Annotated in this window: 16 protein-coding genes; all 16 read right to left on the bottom strand. The window is 52.7% G+C overall.

Annotated elements, in window-relative coordinates; all coding sequences use genetic code 11:
* Nucleotides 1-14 precede the first annotated feature (14 nt).
* The 16 genes from SELIN_RS03765 to pheA all read right to left on the bottom strand — a co-directional run bounded on the left by SELIN_RS03765 (nt 15) and on the right by pheA (nt 16,561).
* Nucleotides 15-341, bottom strand: coding sequence for a hypothetical protein (locus SELIN_RS03765; protein ID WP_013505368.1), 327 nt, complete (start codon nt 339-341; stop codon nt 15-17).
* Between the two features lie 43 nt (nt 342-384).
* Complete coding sequence (locus tag SELIN_RS03760) at nt 385-1,227, bottom strand: CheR family methyltransferase (RefSeq protein ID WP_013505367.1); 843 nt, start codon at nt 1,225-1,227, stop codon at nt 385-387.
* Entirely contained in the window at nt 1,224-2,660 is a 1,437-nt protein-coding gene (locus tag SELIN_RS03755; RefSeq protein WP_013505366.1) for a HEAT repeat domain-containing protein, read from the bottom strand. Before SELIN_RS03755 ends, SELIN_RS03760 begins: the two co-directional genes overlap by 4 nt.
* A 91-nt stretch (nt 2,661-2,751) precedes the next feature.
* Nucleotides 2,752-3,078 carry an STAS domain-containing protein gene (locus SELIN_RS03750; protein ID WP_013505365.1) on the bottom strand — a complete coding sequence of 109 codons (327 nt, stop codon included), beginning with the start codon at nt 3,076-3,078 and terminating at the stop codon, nt 2,752-2,754.
* A 19-nt stretch (nt 3,079-3,097) separates the two neighbouring features.
* The gene (locus tag SELIN_RS03745) at nt 3,098-4,741 is read right to left on the bottom strand and encodes a SpoIIE family protein phosphatase (protein ID WP_013505364.1); all 1,644 of its coding nucleotides are present in this window, start codon (nt 4,739-4,741) and stop codon (nt 3,098-3,100) included.
* A 172-nt stretch (nt 4,742-4,913) separates the two neighbouring features.
* On the bottom strand, nt 4,914-5,099 hold the full coding sequence (locus SELIN_RS03740; RefSeq protein WP_013505363.1) for a YjfB family protein: 186 nt from the start codon (nt 5,097-5,099) through the stop codon (nt 4,914-4,916).
* A gap of 25 nt (nt 5,100-5,124) precedes the next feature.
* Entirely contained in the window at nt 5,125-5,421 is a 297-nt protein-coding gene (locus SELIN_RS03735) for a hypothetical protein (protein ID WP_013505362.1), read from the bottom strand.
* A 28-nt stretch (nt 5,422-5,449) separates the two neighbouring features.
* Nucleotides 5,450-5,920, bottom strand: a complete 471-nt coding sequence (gene fliS / locus SELIN_RS03730) for a flagellar export chaperone FliS (protein WP_013505361.1) — start codon at nt 5,918-5,920, stop codon at nt 5,450-5,452.
* Between the two features lie 78 nt (nt 5,921-5,998).
* Nucleotides 5,999-8,773, bottom strand: a complete 2,775-nt coding sequence (gene fliD / locus SELIN_RS03725) for a flagellar filament capping protein FliD (RefSeq protein WP_013505360.1) — start codon at nt 8,771-8,773, stop codon at nt 5,999-6,001.
* A 165-nt stretch (nt 8,774-8,938) separates the two neighbouring features.
* Nucleotides 8,939-10,573, bottom strand: coding sequence for a 30S ribosomal protein S1 (locus SELIN_RS03720; protein ID WP_013505359.1), 1,635 nt, complete (start codon nt 10,571-10,573; stop codon nt 8,939-8,941).
* Between the two features lie 62 nt (nt 10,574-10,635).
* A complete protein-coding gene (locus SELIN_RS03715; protein WP_013505358.1) occupies nt 10,636-11,505 on the bottom strand; it encodes a 4-hydroxy-3-methylbut-2-enyl diphosphate reductase in 870 nt (289 codons plus the stop codon).
* A gap of 2 nt (nt 11,506-11,507) precedes the next feature.
* Nucleotides 11,508-12,209: a (d)CMP kinase gene (cmk, locus tag SELIN_RS03710; RefSeq protein WP_013505357.1), complete on the bottom strand. Its 702-nt coding sequence runs from the start codon at nt 12,207-12,209 to the stop codon at nt 11,508-11,510.
* On the bottom strand, nt 12,206-13,480 hold the full coding sequence (gene aroA, locus SELIN_RS03705) for a 3-phosphoshikimate 1-carboxyvinyltransferase (protein ID WP_041725911.1): 1,275 nt from the start codon (nt 13,478-13,480) through the stop codon (nt 12,206-12,208). Before aroA ends, cmk begins: the two co-directional genes overlap by 4 nt.
* Nucleotides 13,473-14,357, bottom strand: a complete 885-nt coding sequence (locus SELIN_RS03700; RefSeq protein ID WP_013505355.1) for a prephenate dehydrogenase — start codon at nt 14,355-14,357, stop codon at nt 13,473-13,475. Before SELIN_RS03700 ends, aroA begins: the two co-directional genes overlap by 8 nt.
* Nucleotides 14,358-15,467 (bottom strand): histidinol-phosphate transaminase, encoded by a 1,110-nt coding sequence (gene hisC, locus SELIN_RS03695; protein ID WP_013505354.1) that lies wholly within the window; start codon nt 15,465-15,467, stop codon nt 14,358-14,360.
* Nucleotides 15,467-16,561 carry a prephenate dehydratase gene (pheA, locus tag SELIN_RS03690; RefSeq protein ID WP_013505353.1) on the bottom strand — a complete coding sequence of 365 codons (1,095 nt, stop codon included), beginning with the start codon at nt 16,559-16,561 and terminating at the stop codon, nt 15,467-15,469. The genes hisC and pheA overlap by 1 nt, the downstream gene beginning before the upstream one ends.
* Between the last annotated feature and the right edge of the window lie 5 nt (nt 16,562-16,566).

The raw sequence follows: 16,566 nt of genomic DNA, 5'->3' as shown, positions 1-16,566 counted from the left end.
TCACTCCCTCATTTTCAGGCCAGGAAATCAATATGTCCATCGCGGCCTCGATTTTCTTCGGATATAGTACCACTGTCAGGCTGATTTTGCCCTTTATTCTTCTGCCTGGGATTGCGTTCATCTTTTTCACGGGCATCGCGATCACCGGGACCGGCTTTTTCCGTTTCCTCCAGCTCCTTGACCGTCTGCATCCGCTCTTTCTCGTTCTCCTGAACCTTTTCGGCAATGATTTTTTCTATCACGAAGCGCTGGCGGTTCTCCATCTGGTCATGCAGACGCTCAGCTACATTGATTTTGGCAAGTATCTGCATGTGATTTATGGGGCCGATATTGAGGGACATCGTTCACCTCCGCCAGCGCGCCTCCACCTGAGTGATGGCTCTGCTACTTCTTCATATAGACGATCCCTTCACCGAAATTATTCATGCGAAAGGCGTCACTGATGCCAAAAAGTGTCTCAGAATGGCCAATATAGAGATACCCTTGTGGCTGCAAGGCATTTGCCAGGTTCTCAATCACCTTGCGTTTAGACTCCTTGTCAAAATAGATCAGGACATTACGACAAAACACAATATCCATATTCCGGTAACGACCGGTATCCGCCGGCAACAGCAGATTGCCCCGGTCAATTTTCACTGGCAGGCGCACATCCGCGTTCACGGTAAACTCCGCATCCTGCTCGCGAAAATATTTCATGTACTGAGGTTCGGTACTGCGGAAGGAAATCTTGCGGTATTTCGCAGCCTTTGCCTTGGCAACAGCATCCTGACTGAGATCCGTGCCATAGATCTCCACGCGGTACCCCGCGGGCAGCACTCCACTGTCTTTAAGCAGGATGCTGATGCTGTAGGGTTCTTCGCCCGTAGAGCAGGCCGCCGACCAGATACGCAGCACACGATCACTTTTGGACTTCACAAGCTCAGGAATCGCCACACTGATCATATGCTTGAGCTGACCAAGCTCACGGAAAAAATAGGTCTCGTTAATGGTCAGCAGATTCATGATCTCAACTAATTCTTCGTCTTTTTTCCGATCATACTTGAGGAAGTAGTAGTAGTCCTTAAATGACGTAAAATTCAGTTGCTTGAGTCTACGCGAAAGGCGATTTTCTATGATGTACTTTTTGTGCTCCTGGAAGTAGATGCCACAGTACTCGTAGACCATATCCCGAATCAGCTTGTATTCTTCATCGGTGAGTTTGATGACCTGTGCCGTCAGTATGCTCATGGCTGACTCCTGCGCGCAAGATGAGTCAGTGCTTTCGCAATCTGATTACGCACAATGTCTTCAGACTCATTGGCCAGGCAGAGCTTCAGATCCTCCTCCATGTCGCGCAACTGGTGGAGCGTGATGATTTCCAGCGCCGCATAACGGACAGTCCAGTTGATATCCTTGAGCGCCTTGCGCAAAATAGCAGGCAGATCCTGATGAAAAACCTTCCCAAGACACATGAGTGCTTCTTTGCGAAGATCTTCATTGCGTGAACGGAATGCATCCAGATACACTTCACTGGCTTCAACTGCGGTCAACTCGCGCAGAGCGTACAGAACAGCGATTTTAATGTTTTCGTGGGAAGTGGTCTTGTAGGCATGCATAAGCGGAGCAATGGCGTGCTTATCACCGATCTGACCCAGTGCTTTGGCCGCGAAGTAGGCGACCCACATGTTTTCGTCGAAAAGACTTTTCCCAAGTGGCTCAATGGAATCTGGCGACTTAATGCGGCCAAGGCTTGAGGCTGCCGCTTCCCGCACACGCATGTCGTTGTCACCCAAGGCTTCTATGAGCACCGTTACCGAGGGGTGGCTGCGCATCCAGCCCAGAGCCTGGACAGCGCACACGCGAACCCAGGGGTCAGCATCACCCACAAGACTCTCCAGAGACTTGTGAACACGTTTATCGGAAATCATTCCCAAAGCCTGGGCGGCGACTCCACGCACCCGCGGATTTTCATGGAAAAGTTTTCCGGTAAGCTGCTCGCGAACTTCATCGGAGCCGAATATACTCAGGCTGGCAGCGGCAGCTTCAGCAACTTCGGAAAAGTTATCTTCCAAGGCGCTGATCAACGCTGGCACCGTTTGATCATCCAGCAAAAACCCAAGTGCATAGGCAGCTGCCTGACGCACGAAAGAAGACTCATCGTGAAGCAAAATGTCACTGAAACGACTTGCCATGTAGGAATCATCCAGCTTCCCCAACACGGTAATGGCACCAGAGCGAATCAGCTCGTTTTCCGAATGAATCGCATTGCGCATTGGCAGTACCGCTGCGTCATCCATCTCCACCAGTTTGTCGATTGCCAGGTCGCGCTTCTCATCATCCTGCAAAAGCTCAACGTACTGCTCAATACCAAGGCCTTCGAGTTCATCTTCGATGGCAAAAAACTCATCAAGCCGTGCGTGAAAGAAAAAATCGCGGATTTCCCGGGAAAGACCCGTCAGTCGCACCATGTATTTACGGGCTCTGGTCTGCTTGTAGATTTCAATCAGTGCCGAAATACCCGAACTGTTAATATAGTTTGACTGGGAAAAATCCATGATGAGCAAATCAATTGTCCCCAGCTCCTCTATCGCCGCCAGCAGACCCTTGGCGTTTTCACCTAGAAAAGCGTCCTTGATAAGAACAGTGGCCGTATTGCCCGAACGCTCAATGGAAAACTCCATAACACCCCCCTCGTATCGTTGTATCGCAACTGATCATGCGTGGCGCCGACAAAGCGCTGAGCCGGATATGTCACCAATAATCGCGAGCTTTTCAGTAAGAAGCCAGGGCCTGGGATTCCGTGTCAAAAATCGCGAAAACTCTGGTGAGATTCGTAAACTCAAACATCTCCCGTATGTCCTCGGGAAGGTTGCTGATTTTCAGCTTATGCCCCGACTTGTTACAGTACTTGACAATATCAATCAGCTCACGGAGCCCAGCACTGTTCATGTAGGTGACATCCTGAAAGTTCAGCAAAGCGCTGGGTGCTACTGACCCCAGGTCTGTCTTGATCTGGCTGCTCAAGGCTTTTCCGGCCTTGGCCTCAATTTCACCGGCGAGTTGATAGACGAGAACGCCGTTTTTCACTGTTTTGTTCATTACCTACTCCTTGGGATACTCATGTTTCATTTATTTTGACGACAACCAGAGTCATATCATCCCCGAGAGGGACACCATCCACGAACTCCATAACAGATTGCCGCAAAATTTCAACGATTTGTGCAGCACTGCTGCCGTGATTTTCCTGCAGAATTCTCTCAACCGGGTCATAGCCGTACTGCTCCTTGCGAATATTCATGGCCTCCACAAGTCCATCGGTGTAGAGCAGCAGAATATCGCCAGGAGCAAATGAAATCGTATCCTCTTCGTACCCACCGATATCAAAAGCCCCCAGAAAAAAGCCCTTACTGGTATAACGGATAATATCTCCAGTGGAAGCACAATACTGCAACAGCGGGTTGTGCCCAGCTGAGGAGTAACGCGCCGGAGCAACGTCCGCCGACAGAATCATATAAAACATCGTAACAAAGTCATTGGTGTAGATATTCTCGCAGAGCATGCTGTTCACTTTATCAAGAGTGGCTGCCGGGCTCGACTCACCATAGGAAAGCGCTCGCTGAACCACCCTCGTCATTGCCATGATAACCGCGGCAGGCAAACCATGACCACTGACATCGGCAACCAGAACGCCCAGCTCACCATTACTGAGCTCAATGAAATCATAGTAATCACCGCCTACCTTGTCGGCAGGAGTATAGAACGAGGCTATATCGTACAGGGAGTTACTGGGCAACGCCTTTGGCAGCAGACTCTGCTGGAGCTCCTCAACCTGGCGCATCTCTTCATCAATATGGGCCTGGGCAACCTCCAGCTGCTCATAGGTTTCCTTGAGCTTGGTGAACATCTGGGTGATTTCATTATTGGCATCTTCAAGGTGACGATTCGCAATAAACAGCTGCTCCTGCTGCCCCTTAATCATCGTCAGCAGGCGCTTTTCACGGGTGGTATCCCTGACCGTTTCAATGAGAAAATTATCGGCAGTGGAAAAATAGACAGTCAGGTTCTTCTCGTCGCCACTTTCGCGATCGATGACCTGGCGGGCAGAAACCATTTTCCCGGAAAAGCTGTCAAACATCGGGCAGTCATCACAGGGCGAGTTGCGCTGATACACCCGGTAGCAGGGAACGCCATCAAATCCGGATTCCATCTGAGTGACATCAAGCAGCGTCTGGTTGTGCATCTCCACATTGTACGAGCGATCAACCACCATGATGCCATCCTTGACCCCATTGAGAATACTGGAGAGGAAGGTTTTTTTCTTTTCCAGCTCCTGCCGACGAAGCTTCAGGACCACATTCTTGGCCTTCATTTCCTTGGCCTGCGAAGTAATTGTGGAAATAAGACTCTTTTCCTGGGTCTGATCCAGCACGCTCAAAAGGAAGTAGTTCTGGTCAAGAGGACTGTATTTGCAAAGCAGGTTACGTTGAAATGAACGGTGATCCGTGTAGTCGATATGCCGGATCTGCGGCGTCATGGTCTGATACATGCTGTCGATGGGGCAGTCCGCGCAGGCGGTAAGCTTGTTAAAGAGGATATAGTGACAGTTTTTTCCAATATAGTCCTTGGATTTCAGGTCAAAAATCCTGATCGCCTTGCGATTGGCATAGACAATTTTATAGCCAGCCTTCTGTACAATAAAGATTCCTTCATCAATCATATCAAATGTTTGTTGAAAGAGGTCAAGCCAGCTTTGCCCATCCATACCACACACCCTGTGAAAAATTCATTGCCTCAGAAAAGGTTTCATGAACACGTTGATACAATTATAAAATATAACAGAGAAACGACATAAGACAAAATCAAATTCCCGATCACCGGACAAAAAAAAAGAGCAGATCCTGCTCTTTAAAGATATTACAATATAAGTCTGTCTATCAGGCGTAGACATCAACACTTGTGGAACTCACCCGGGCTACCGGAAGCTCATCCAGCATCTTCACCATTGCCTGACCGGAATCTTTCATGGTGTCAAGGGAGAGCTTGGCAACTCGCATCTGATAGTCATATTGAATGCGGCCCTGCTGATATTGCGATGCCGCAGCTGCAAAACCTTCTATCATAATAGCCTCCTTGCTATCCGAACACCTACAGAAGTTTACTCAGGCTGCTGCCGGAGGCATCCCTGTAGGCGTCAAGGGCCTGCCTGCCATTGGATACGATATCCTTAATGGTATTTTCCAGCAGGCTTTTGGCGATATCCACATCACGAATAGTAGACATTCCCGCCAAGCGGTTTTCAACAGCAATTTCGTCTTTAATGGCTGCTCCCTGCCTGCTTCCTGCCGCAGAATCGTCAGTTTTCTTTGCGGTAGCCCGGTCATCATCAGGAAGCCTGACAACTGACTTCCGCAGACCGCCGCCACCAAGTCCTTCGACGTTCATGGCATTCCTCCTTGAAATGTTTCACTGGTCACAGTGAGATATTCAGTTTTTTATGACCGCCCTCCCCTGCGTCAGGGGCGTCGGCCCTGGTGGTCTTGTCGCTTTTTTCGGGCTTCGAGAGCTCGCCAGCCTGGCCGTGAACAATCTGATTCCAGGCCCCCCGCAAATCAGCAAGCATCGAGATGACTTCCTCGACCTTTTGCTGATCCTTGTCCTTGTTGGCCTGAATCAGGTGCCACAACATAAACTCATAGAGCCTCAGCAGGTTATCGGCAACCTCTCCGGCATCCATATTCAGGGTGTTCATCAATTCGGCCAGAATATTCTCTGCCCGCATGATGTTTTCATGTGCGCCATTGATGTCTTTCTTCTCAATATACACACATGCCTGCTTCAGGAAACGAATGGCGCCATCATACATGAGGATGATCAGCTTTCCCTGGGAAGCTCCCTGGATTTCGTTCTGCTTATAGGCGCTGTAAGGATCTCGTGCAGACATGACATACCTCATTCCATATTACATCTTTTTTCTGATTATTCAAGGGGTTCCTTCACTCCGTCAGCAAAAACAAAAAAATTATGACTGACCAGGTGACACAATGCTTGCTATGGCAGCGCTCTGTGACTGCATATCGGAGATACGGCTCTCCAGTGAGGCAAACTGCCGCTTCAACGCATTCTCATAGGCCTGCAGGCTGCGCTGTTCACTGGCAATGGAGCGATTAATTCGATCCAGCTCGTTGTCGATAAAGCCCCCCGTGCGGGTTTTGTTGTGAATCATGCCGCCTGCAAATACGTACTCCGAAACGACCTCATTGAGACGCCGCGCGATACCAATGGGATTGCCTTCACTGTCCTCCTGGGCAAAGAGATTGTACACAGCCTCCTCGTCGTTTTCGAGCGCACTCATAAATCTGGTATTCTCCTTGAGAGCAGCCTTGATTTCATCTTTGTCAGTGGAATCCATCAACAACATGCCCTTCTGCAGTAGCGCGTAGTCATCCTTCCCTGCAATTTCAATACCGATATCACCCAGGCTGCGGATGGAAGAACCCGCCTCACCATAAAAATCCGTCATAATACGCCGCAATGTGGCCGAAATTGAGCGCGACTCACTGCTCTTGCGAATGTATTCCTGCTTATTGTAGAGCTCGAAATTCTCCATATAGCGATCTTGCTCGGCAAATGTCATGCTCTGCATTTTCTCGTTGGAAAGGGGCTGCAGGTAGGATTTCTGCTCATCGGTCAAGCGGGATGGAGTTATCCGCTCCATGAGCGTATTGTAATTCGCGATAAAGGTCGCAATGCGGTCAAGGGCGGTGTCCGTTTCCCCGGTAACGTTCAGCGTCACGGCACCCTGGGTCGGGCCTTTAATATTGAGATTCACCCCGCCAGGCATGCCCTTGATATCGTTCACGGTTTTCGTGTAGAGCACCCCATCATAACGAATAAGGGCGTCCTGCCCCCTCTCTCCCTGATAGGTAACCATGGGATAGCCATTAGCCAGGGATACTGCAGGATCATGCTCTATCACGTTCATCTGACGCAAAAAGTTGCTGGTGTCATTCTCAGAGCCAAAGACAATATAGTTCTGGTTGGAATGCCCGTCGCGCAGCTTGCTCGTAATGTGGAAGCTGTCGGAAGCCGTGTCATAGGAGGCTATGACATTAGCTCCGGAATTATTGATTTTATCAATAATGGAATTCAGACTATCCTTGGCCGAGTCCACATAGATACTGACACCGTTGACGGTGAAAATACCGGTGCGAATCCCCAGGCCAGTGGGCACAAGGGTCGGATCAGCTGCCGGATTCATGGCGCCCGCCTTCTGGGTGGCCCCGGCGGGAACTGTCAGGCCCGCCATGCTGAGGAACGTGGATGTATCCCCGGTATCCCCGACCTTGATCGTCCCCTGGCCAGGCTCGTTGGCGGTAAGGTAGAAACGCTGCCCGTCAAAGGAGGCCGTAACGCCGGCCCCCGAGCTGTTGATGGCTGCCAGCATCTCGTTTACGGTGGGATCGGGGTTGGGGTCAGGGTTGGGGTTGACGTTGCCCTCGGCATCTTTTTTCGTGGTGTTGAGGAGGATATTGATCTTCACCCCGTTAATGGTGAAGTACCCTTCGGCAGCATCGCTGCCAAAGCCGCTCAGGCCAGCTTCGGAAAGCTTTTGTGCCGTATCGATGGCGCCAACGGCGCTCCCCGTCACCCGTGAATGGGAGTCCTCGCCCAGACGCAACTCAGTACCGGTGATAATGCGCATGGAACCTTCCTGCAGCGTGGTACCGCTCGCAAGCTGGAAGTTCATGGCACCATCCATGATGCTGTTAAAGGAAGGGGGTGGGCCCTCAGTGTAGGATTCTCCCATCTGGGTCCGCAGGGTGGCAAAGGCAGCATCCACATCCGCCGCGTCGGCATAGGCCACCGCTGTGCTCTTGGTTATATGATTCATCGTATTCTTCTGTGTTGTATCAAGACCCAGAGCGCTCAACGCCGAACCACCGACAATATCCAGGGACTCACTGGTGGAGAGTGCCGTATTGTAGATCACCAGGCCACTGCGCGCATCCCCGCTGCGCCCCCAGTAACCGGAGTCACCCACGGCAACATAGCGCTGATCAATAGTGCCGTTGGCCACATTGAGCGCGTCGTTGATCTTGGTGTCAAGCACATTGGATACCGTCGCCAGGGTGGTTCCGGCACTGAAACCATCTTCCATGGTCACGGTCACCGTGGTTCCATTGACATTCAGCTCCAGGGTGCTGCCGGCTGTGATTTCGTTGGCTATGGTGCCATGGGTTCCCGCTGCTGTCGCAGAAATGCCCGTGCCCATAATAGCCTGCATGGTGGGCTTATTGTCGAGGGCAATGCGATTGGTGGCAATAACATAGCCTTCATCGGTCCCGGTGCGTTCAATGAGAATATCATGCTTGCCGCTGAGCATCCCTTCATAGTAGGAGGAGATCGCACTGATATTCGTTGTATTCTTGACCACCGCTTCGGAAATCGCCGAGCGCGTGTAGTAGCTGCTGGCCGATGCACCCTTGGCCGCTTGGATCACCTCCACGGTATGGGAAGTCTTGGCGGCATTCCATTCAGCAGTGCCGCTCACCAGCGCCTCGTTGCTAGAAGAAACTTCACGGTTATAATAAGTACTGCGCAGATTCATATCCAGCAGCTGGTTGCGCAGGGTCATCATGTCATTATTGACATCCATGAAGGCGTTTTTCTTGATCTGGACCAACTCACGGTTATCCAGCAGCCGATTCATGGTCTGCCCGCGAACTTCCAGCATTTTATCCATCAACTCGCCCATGGGGAGCCCTGACAAGCCCTGAAAATTAACGCCTCCCATGACAGCCTCCTGTGTGTTCAGATGAACGTATGAATATCCTCTTCCTTGTTCTTATCGGCAGAATCCCAGAGGAGTTTACTAAAAATTTTCCCTGGCGAAAAATTTTTGCGCGCAGAATAAAAAAAGGCAGGACGCATGCGTCCTGCCTTCTGCTTTACATCGTTTCTATTCAGATGCCGATTCCGCTCCACCTTCGCCGACTTCCTTCATGCTCAGTCCGATGCGGCGATCTTCCTTGCTCATCTTGATCACGGCAGCTTCAATCTGCTGACCGACAGAAAGCACATCGGAGGGCCGCTCAATGCGATCATGGGAAATCTCAGACACATGCAGCAACCCTTCGACGCCATCTTCCAGCTTCACGAAAGCGCCAAAATCGGTCAGGTTCACCACGGTACCACTGACCCTGCTCCCAATGGGAAACTGCTTTTCAACAACATCCCAGGGATTCTCTTCCAATTGCTTCAGACCAAGGCTCAGCCGCTCTTTCTCACGGTCAAAGGCCAGCACCTTGGCTTCCACTTCATCGCCGACTTTGACGATTTCGCTGGGATGGTTGCTGCGGGACCAGGACATATCGGAGATGTGGATCAGACCATCAACACCTTCATCAAGGCCGAGGAAAGCACCGAACTCCGTGATGTTCTTGATCTTGCCCTTTACCACGGTACCCACCGGATATCTTTCACCCACGACATCCCATGGATTGGGACGTACCGCCCTGAGGCTCAGGGAGAGGCGACGATTCTCGGAATCAATATCCAGTATGCGGACCTCTACTTCATCACCGATCTTCAATACCTGGGAAGGTGAGCGAACGCGACTCGTCCAGCTCATCTCGCTGATATGGATCAGGCCCTCGATCCCTGGCTCAATCTCCACGAAGGCTCCGTAATCCACAAAGCTGACCACTTTGCCCTTGACGACCGTTCCGCATTCACAGCGCTCGGCAATGTTATTCCAGGGGTCATCGGATTTCTGCTTATACCCGAGGGATACCCGCTCATTCTGAGGATTGAAGTCCAGCACAACCACTTCCACCTCATCGCCCTCGCTGAATACCGCAGACGGGTGAGAGACACGGCCCCAGGAGATATCCGTGATATGCAGAAGCCCGTCAAAACCACCCAGATCAATGAAGACCCCGTATTCCGTAATATTCTTGACCCGCCCAGTCAGCAGGCTTCCAGGCACCAGCTTTTCGATAAGCTGCTGCTTGGCCTTGTTTTTCTCTTCTTCCAGAGGGGCTCGGCGTGAAACCACCACATTGTGACGCTTCGGAGAGACATTAATCACCTTGAACTGGCCTGTCAGCCCAACATAGGTTCTCATCTCCTCGGGATTGTCGCGAACCTGGCGCAGATCCACCTGGGAGAGCGGCAAAAAGGCACGCACACCATTAATATTCACGGTAAAGCCGCGATTCACGACATCAACTATAGTTCCCTCAAAGAGTCTGCCCTCTTCAAAACCGGCAACAATGTCGTCCCAGCCACGACGCTGGTCAGCTTTCTGTTTACTGGCGCGGATAAAACCACTGTCCTCACGTCGACCCGTATTAAAAACCTCAAAGGTATCACCCGTTTTCAGGCGCTCGAACTCTTCATCAGTGAACTCGGAGCGCTGGACAACGCCCTCGACTTTTTCATTGATATCCAGCAGAATCTCTGAATCATTTTTCTGCACAACCGTGGCCTGAACAATGCGTCCTGACTCTTCCCGTTGACGCATATCTTCTTCAAGCATGGCAGCAAAGTCTTCTGAAGATTCATCCGGCAGCCTGTAATCGTTTTCCATCATACCCTCTACTCCTTGTTTCTTACTGCATACATACAAAAAATCTATGCAAAAGGGAATACCTTTTAGGTCTTCCCGCTATTTTCCCTGGAAATTCTTTGCAGGACTTCTATGACTTCACTGATCAGATAGTCCGGCGTACTGGCACCGGCCGTGATACCAACCCGCTGTTTGCCCCGGAACCACTCAGTTTGCAGCTCAGCCGCCGTTTCAATATGATAGGTATCCGGCTGAATCCCGATGCAGATTTCCGCCAGCCTGTTTGTATTTCCGGACTTGCGCCCACCAATGACCAGCACGACATCGGAACCGCTGGCAATTTCCACCGCTTCCTTCTGGCGGACATCTGTCGCATCGCAGATGGTGTTAAAGATGCGCACCTCGCTGTTGCGCTTTGCCAGCAAAGCGCTGACAACCTGCTGCAACTTTTCCTGAGACTGGGTCGTCTGCGCGACAACACCCGTTTTCCGTGCCAGTTTGATACTCTCCAGATCTGATGGGTGTTCCACCACCACTCCATGCTCACCGGCATACGCCTTGATGGCCACCACCTCGGGGTGATCAGGTTCACCCACAATGAGAACCTGGTACTCCTGGGCCACGAGATCGGTAACTATGCTGTGGATTCTCTTCACGTAAGGGCAGGTGGCGTCCTCCACGGCAACCCCCATGGCAAGAGCCCGGTCGTATACCTGGGGGCCAACTCCATGGGAGCGGATGATAACAGCACTCTCTGAAGGGTTGGCAACCTCGTCGAGATCGCTGACTTCCCTGACCCCCAGGGAATCCAGTTTTTCAACAACCTGAGGATTGTGAATAATCGGGCCAAGCGTGTATATGGAGCCATCATGCCGCTCACCCTTTTCAAACGCCAGCTGGATCGCGCGCTTGACGCCGAAACAGAAACCTCCGTATTTCCCCAGTACGATTTCCATGGTTACCCCCCTGTCTCCACCGCAGACTGCTCCCGCAAGAGAGCATCCACGTAATCGCAGAGTGTTCTGAACACCATGTCGGCATCCATAGACGACGTATCCACCTCAATGGCCTCGGCAACTTTTACCAGCGGGGAATGCTCACGGTTCATATCTTCGTGGTCGCGCTGATGAATCTCCTGCAGAACCTTTTCGAAGGGCAGGGACTCTCCTTTGGCCTCCAGTTCCTCCATGCGTCGCTGCGCCCGCACTCCTGGTGAAGCCTCAAGATAGATTTTCAGCTCCGCATCGGGAATGACCACAGACGCGATATCTCTGCCATCCATCACAACGCTCTGCTGCCTGGCCATTGCCTGCTGCTGGGCCACCAGCGCCCGACGCACCACGGGCAGCTTTGCCACCCGTGAGGTCAGCAGGGAGTTACGGGAAGTGCGAATGGCAGCGGACACATCACTTCCGTTCAGAAACACCCTCTGGTCATCATCGGCCCAGGCGAAGGAGACGTGAATATCGTCCATTACACGTGCACACTGATCATCATCAATGGATTCCGGAACAATGTCATTGCGGTCGAAATACAGAGCCGTGGCCCGGTACATGGCTCCAGTATCCACATAGGTAAAGCCGTACTGCTTTGCCAGCCGCTTGCCCATGGTGCTCTTGCCCGAGCCACCTGGACCATCAAGGGCAATGCGAATCTTCACTGATCCCCTCCCCGCTGCAGCTGAGCCAGAAACTTCTGGAAGTTGGGGAATGAGACTGAAACACACTCCATGCCATCCACGATGATATTTCTCTGCAGGAGGCTGAATAAATACGCGCTCATACCGATGCGATGATCTCCGTAGGAGTCGAGAGTCACCCCAGAGGGCAGCTGAAAATCAGGGTTCCCGGTAACCGCAAAACCATCCTCGTACTCTTCAACCTCAACCCCCAGGGCCTTCAGATTCGCCAGGGTCGTGACAATGCGATCCGTCTCCTTGACCCGCAGCTCCTTGGCATCCTTGACGATACTTTTGCCTCTGGCAAAGCACATGGCCACAGCCAGCGCCGGAATTTCATCGATAAGCCGGGGAACCATCTCCCCGAAAATATGGGCCGCCTCAAGGGGCGCATGGGTAATGACGATATCACATACCGGCTCCCCACACACCAGACGCTGATTCTCCAGCCTGATGTCAGCCCCCATCTGCTGCAATATGTCCAGCACTCCGGTGCGCGTCGGATTAATGCCCACGTTGGACAGGGTCACCTGGCTGCCCGGCACAACAGACGCGGCCACCAGGAAAAACGCCGCCGAGCTGATATCGCCGGGAACTTCCATATTCCGCGGTTCAAAGCGCTGCCCACCTGTAACAGAAACGGTTTTGCCTTCTACCTTCACGCCAACACCGTAGAACGGAAGCATACGTTCGGTGTGATCGCGGGAGATCTCCGGCTCGCTGACAACCGTGGTACCCCTGGCAAAAATTCCCGCCAGCACAAGAGCGCTTTTCACCTGGGCTGAAGCCACTGGCGAATGATAGGTGATGCCCTGCAGGTCACCACCACGCACGCTGGCCGGCAGCAAACGCCCACCATCACGGCCATCGATGCGGGCCCCCATCTGCCGTAACGGGTCGATGACACGCATCATCGGACGCTTCCGCAGGTACTGGTCACCGGTAATAACGCTGAAGAGGGGGAGCCCTGAAAGAATGCCGAGCATCAGCCTGGTCGTCGTGCCGCTGTTGCCGAAGTCCAGCACATCCTCAGCTTCCCGCAGACCATCCACGCCGGGAGAGTTGATAATAATGGCATTATGCACCAGCTGCACATCCACGCCCATAGCCTGAAATGCCTTGCAGGTACTGATATTGTCATCACCCATCAGGGGGTTGGAAATAATGGACTGCCCCTGCGCCAGGGAAGAAAACATGATGGCGCGATGGGTGATGGATTTGTCCGAAGCAACGGCGATGGTTCCCTTAAGCATTGGCTTCCTCCATATGTCTGACAATGGCGTCACGGTACTCCCTGGCGCCGCGAAAACTCTCCAGTAAAGCTGAGCGGTCTTCACAGGCGATGGCTTGTCTGATCTTCTCCAGAGACTCCCGGAAGAGCTCCATGCTTTCCAGAATCTCTGCCTTGTTCGCCAGAGCGATATCGGCCCACATGGTCTCGTCGCTGGACGCGATTCGGGTAAAATCACGAAACCCCGCACCGGGATAGCGACTCAGGGGCAGGTTCCAGGCATCTTCCATGGCGGCAATAGACCCCACCAGCCCATAGGCGACCATATGGGGCAGATGACTGACCGCGGCAAACACCCGGTCGTGCTCCATGGGATCCATATCCACCGGCACTGCCCCCACAGCCAGCAGGAGCTGACGCAATTCCGACAACTGCACTGACGGGGTCTGGGGCAGTGGCGTGATAATCCATTTACGGTTACGGAACAGACTCGCGCTGGCAGCACCGACACCGCTTCTCTCACTGCCGGCAATGGGGTGTGCAGGGATATAGTTAAGCTGGGGAAAACGTCGATGCATCCGCATACTCAATTCTCCCTTTACACTGCCAAAATCCACAACCAGCGCGGAGGCCTCAGCATGCTGGGACAGCTGCTCAAAAACCACATCAAAACTGCCAACAGGTGTCGCCACAAAGATATGGGTACAGCCTGCCAGTGCTCCTGCCACCACCGTGCTCGAACCATCAATGATACCGGACCCCATGGCCTGGCGAAGCGTCTGCTCGCAGCGGTCGATACCGGTAATGTGGCGTGCCAGACCGTGCTCCTTCAGAGCGGCCCCGAAAGAGCCTCCGATCAATCCCAAACCGATGATGGCACAGCGCTCAATGACTTCCATTTAGTTCGCCAGACGTCCTTCCTGCCTCAGGACTTTGGCAAACTTCTCCAGGAATATGCTGTTCTCAGCGGGGGTTCCAACGGTGACCCGAACAAAGTTGGCGATCATCGGATGAGGAATGTGGCGCACAATCACGCCTTCGCGCAGAAGGCCCTCGAAAACCGGACGCCCCGGCCCCAGGGTATCAATCAGGATAAAGTTGGCCTGGGAAGGCACATGGGTCAGCCCCAGCAGACTGATGCAGTCCACAATGCGCTGCATCTCCCGGCTGTTGTTCCCGACACTGGCATCCAGAAATTCTCGATCATCCAGAGCCGCTTCAGCCGCTGTCTGCGCCAGAAGGTTTACGTTAAAGGGTTGACGCGTCTTATTGAGGTAATTGATAATTTTCGGTGAACCCACACCATAGCCAATGCGATAACCACTTAATCCATACGCCTTGGAGAAAGTGCGCATAATCAGCAGATTTTCGTATTGAAGAACAAGGTCGATAACTGTGCGACAGTCACCTTCCGTGGCATACTCAACATAGGCCTCATCAACGCAGACCAGCACATTGGCAGGCGTGGCACTGATCAGCCGCACCAGCTCCCCATGGGGAATGTAATTGCCGACAGGGTTGTTGGGTGTGGTAATAAAGAGCGCTTTGGTTCTGGGACCAATGGCCGCCAGCATATCGTCCACATTCATTTCAAAGCTGTCCTGACGCAGGGGCACCGCGCGAAAATCCCGATCCGCCGCCTTGGCAATAATAGGATAAACCGCAAAGGAGGGATCAAAGAACAGTATCTCTTCTCCGGGCAGCACAAAGGTGCGGATCACCAGCTCAATGATCTCATTGGAGCCGTTTCCGAACACCAGATTCTCTTCCTGCAGCTGCAGAAGCGCCGCCAGTTTCTTGCGCAGATAGTAACAGCCGCCCTCAGGGTAGCGGTTGGCTTCATGGGCCATGGCAAGCACCGCCGCCGTGGCCTTCGGCGAAGCCCCCAGAGGATTTTCGTTGGAGGCCAGCTTGATCGTGTCGCGAATGCCCAGCTCCCGTTCAACTTCCTTGACGGGTTTGCCTGGCTGATAGGGGGTCAGTTCTTCAACATTTTGTGAAACCAGCATTATTCACCTTTTGCAGACTGTATACTTTTGGGATAGGATCCCAGAATTTTCATGAAAAGACTGCGCTCTTCCAGCATTTTCAGCGCGGCTGCCACATTTTCATCCTCGCGGTGCCCTTCAAGGTCCACGTGAAAAAGGTACTCCCAGGCTTTGATTTTGGAGGGGCGGGACTCAATCTTGGTCATATTGATGCGGAATTTCGAGATGATCTCCAGGGCGTGGTACAGGGAGCCCACGGCATGGCTCAACCCAAACACCACACTGGTCTTATCGTTGCCACTTCGCTTGGTGCGCGTTTTCCCCACCACGATAAAGCGCGTGAAATTATTGGTCTTGTCTTCAATTTTCCGCATTACCGGCACCAGAGAATAAAGCTTACCGGCCAGCTCAGAGCAGATCGCTGCCGCGTCATCATTATCACTGGCAATCTCTGCCGCCCGCGCCGTGCTGGTAATATCCACCAGCTCCACGTCGGGAAGATTGAGTTCCAGCCACTGCCGACACTGGGCAATGGCATGGGGGTGCGAATAGACCCGCTTGACGTTTTCCATTTTGCCACTGGTGCTCATCAGGTGATGGGTGATCCCCAGCTCGATCTCGGCACAGATAGACAGGTCGGTCTCCACCAGGCAGTCAAGGGTATAGTTCACGACCCCTTCAGTCGAGTTCTCAATGGGCGCCACGCCATAGTGCGCCCGCCCGCGATCAACCTCAGAGAAGACATCCCGGATACTGGGAGAGGCCAGGTAACGGGCGCTCTGACCAAAGTGTTCCATGCTGGCAATATGGGTAAAAGTCGCTTCAGGACCAAGAAAGGCGATGGTAAGCGGCTGCTCAAGGTTGAGACACGCTGAGATGATCTCGCGGAAAATTGCCCGCACAGCCTCATCGGGAATGGGACCGGGGTTTTCCCGCAACAGGCGGGTATAAATCTGCTTTTCACGGGAGGGAACGTAGAATTCTGAAGGATTGCCCGACTTGTACTTGCCCACCTGCACGGCAAGCTCAGCCCGACTGTTAAGCAGCTCTAACAGCTTATCGTCAATCGCATCTATGGAGTCACGCAACTCCTCTAATCTATTACCATTCGTCACAGGGC

Source organism: Desulfurispirillum indicum S5 (assembly GCF_000177635.2).
Classification (GTDB): Bacteria; Chrysiogenota; Chrysiogenetes; order Chrysiogenales; family Chrysiogenaceae; genus Desulfurispirillum; species Desulfurispirillum indicum.
This window is presented reverse-complemented; position numbering and strand designations above follow the sequence as displayed.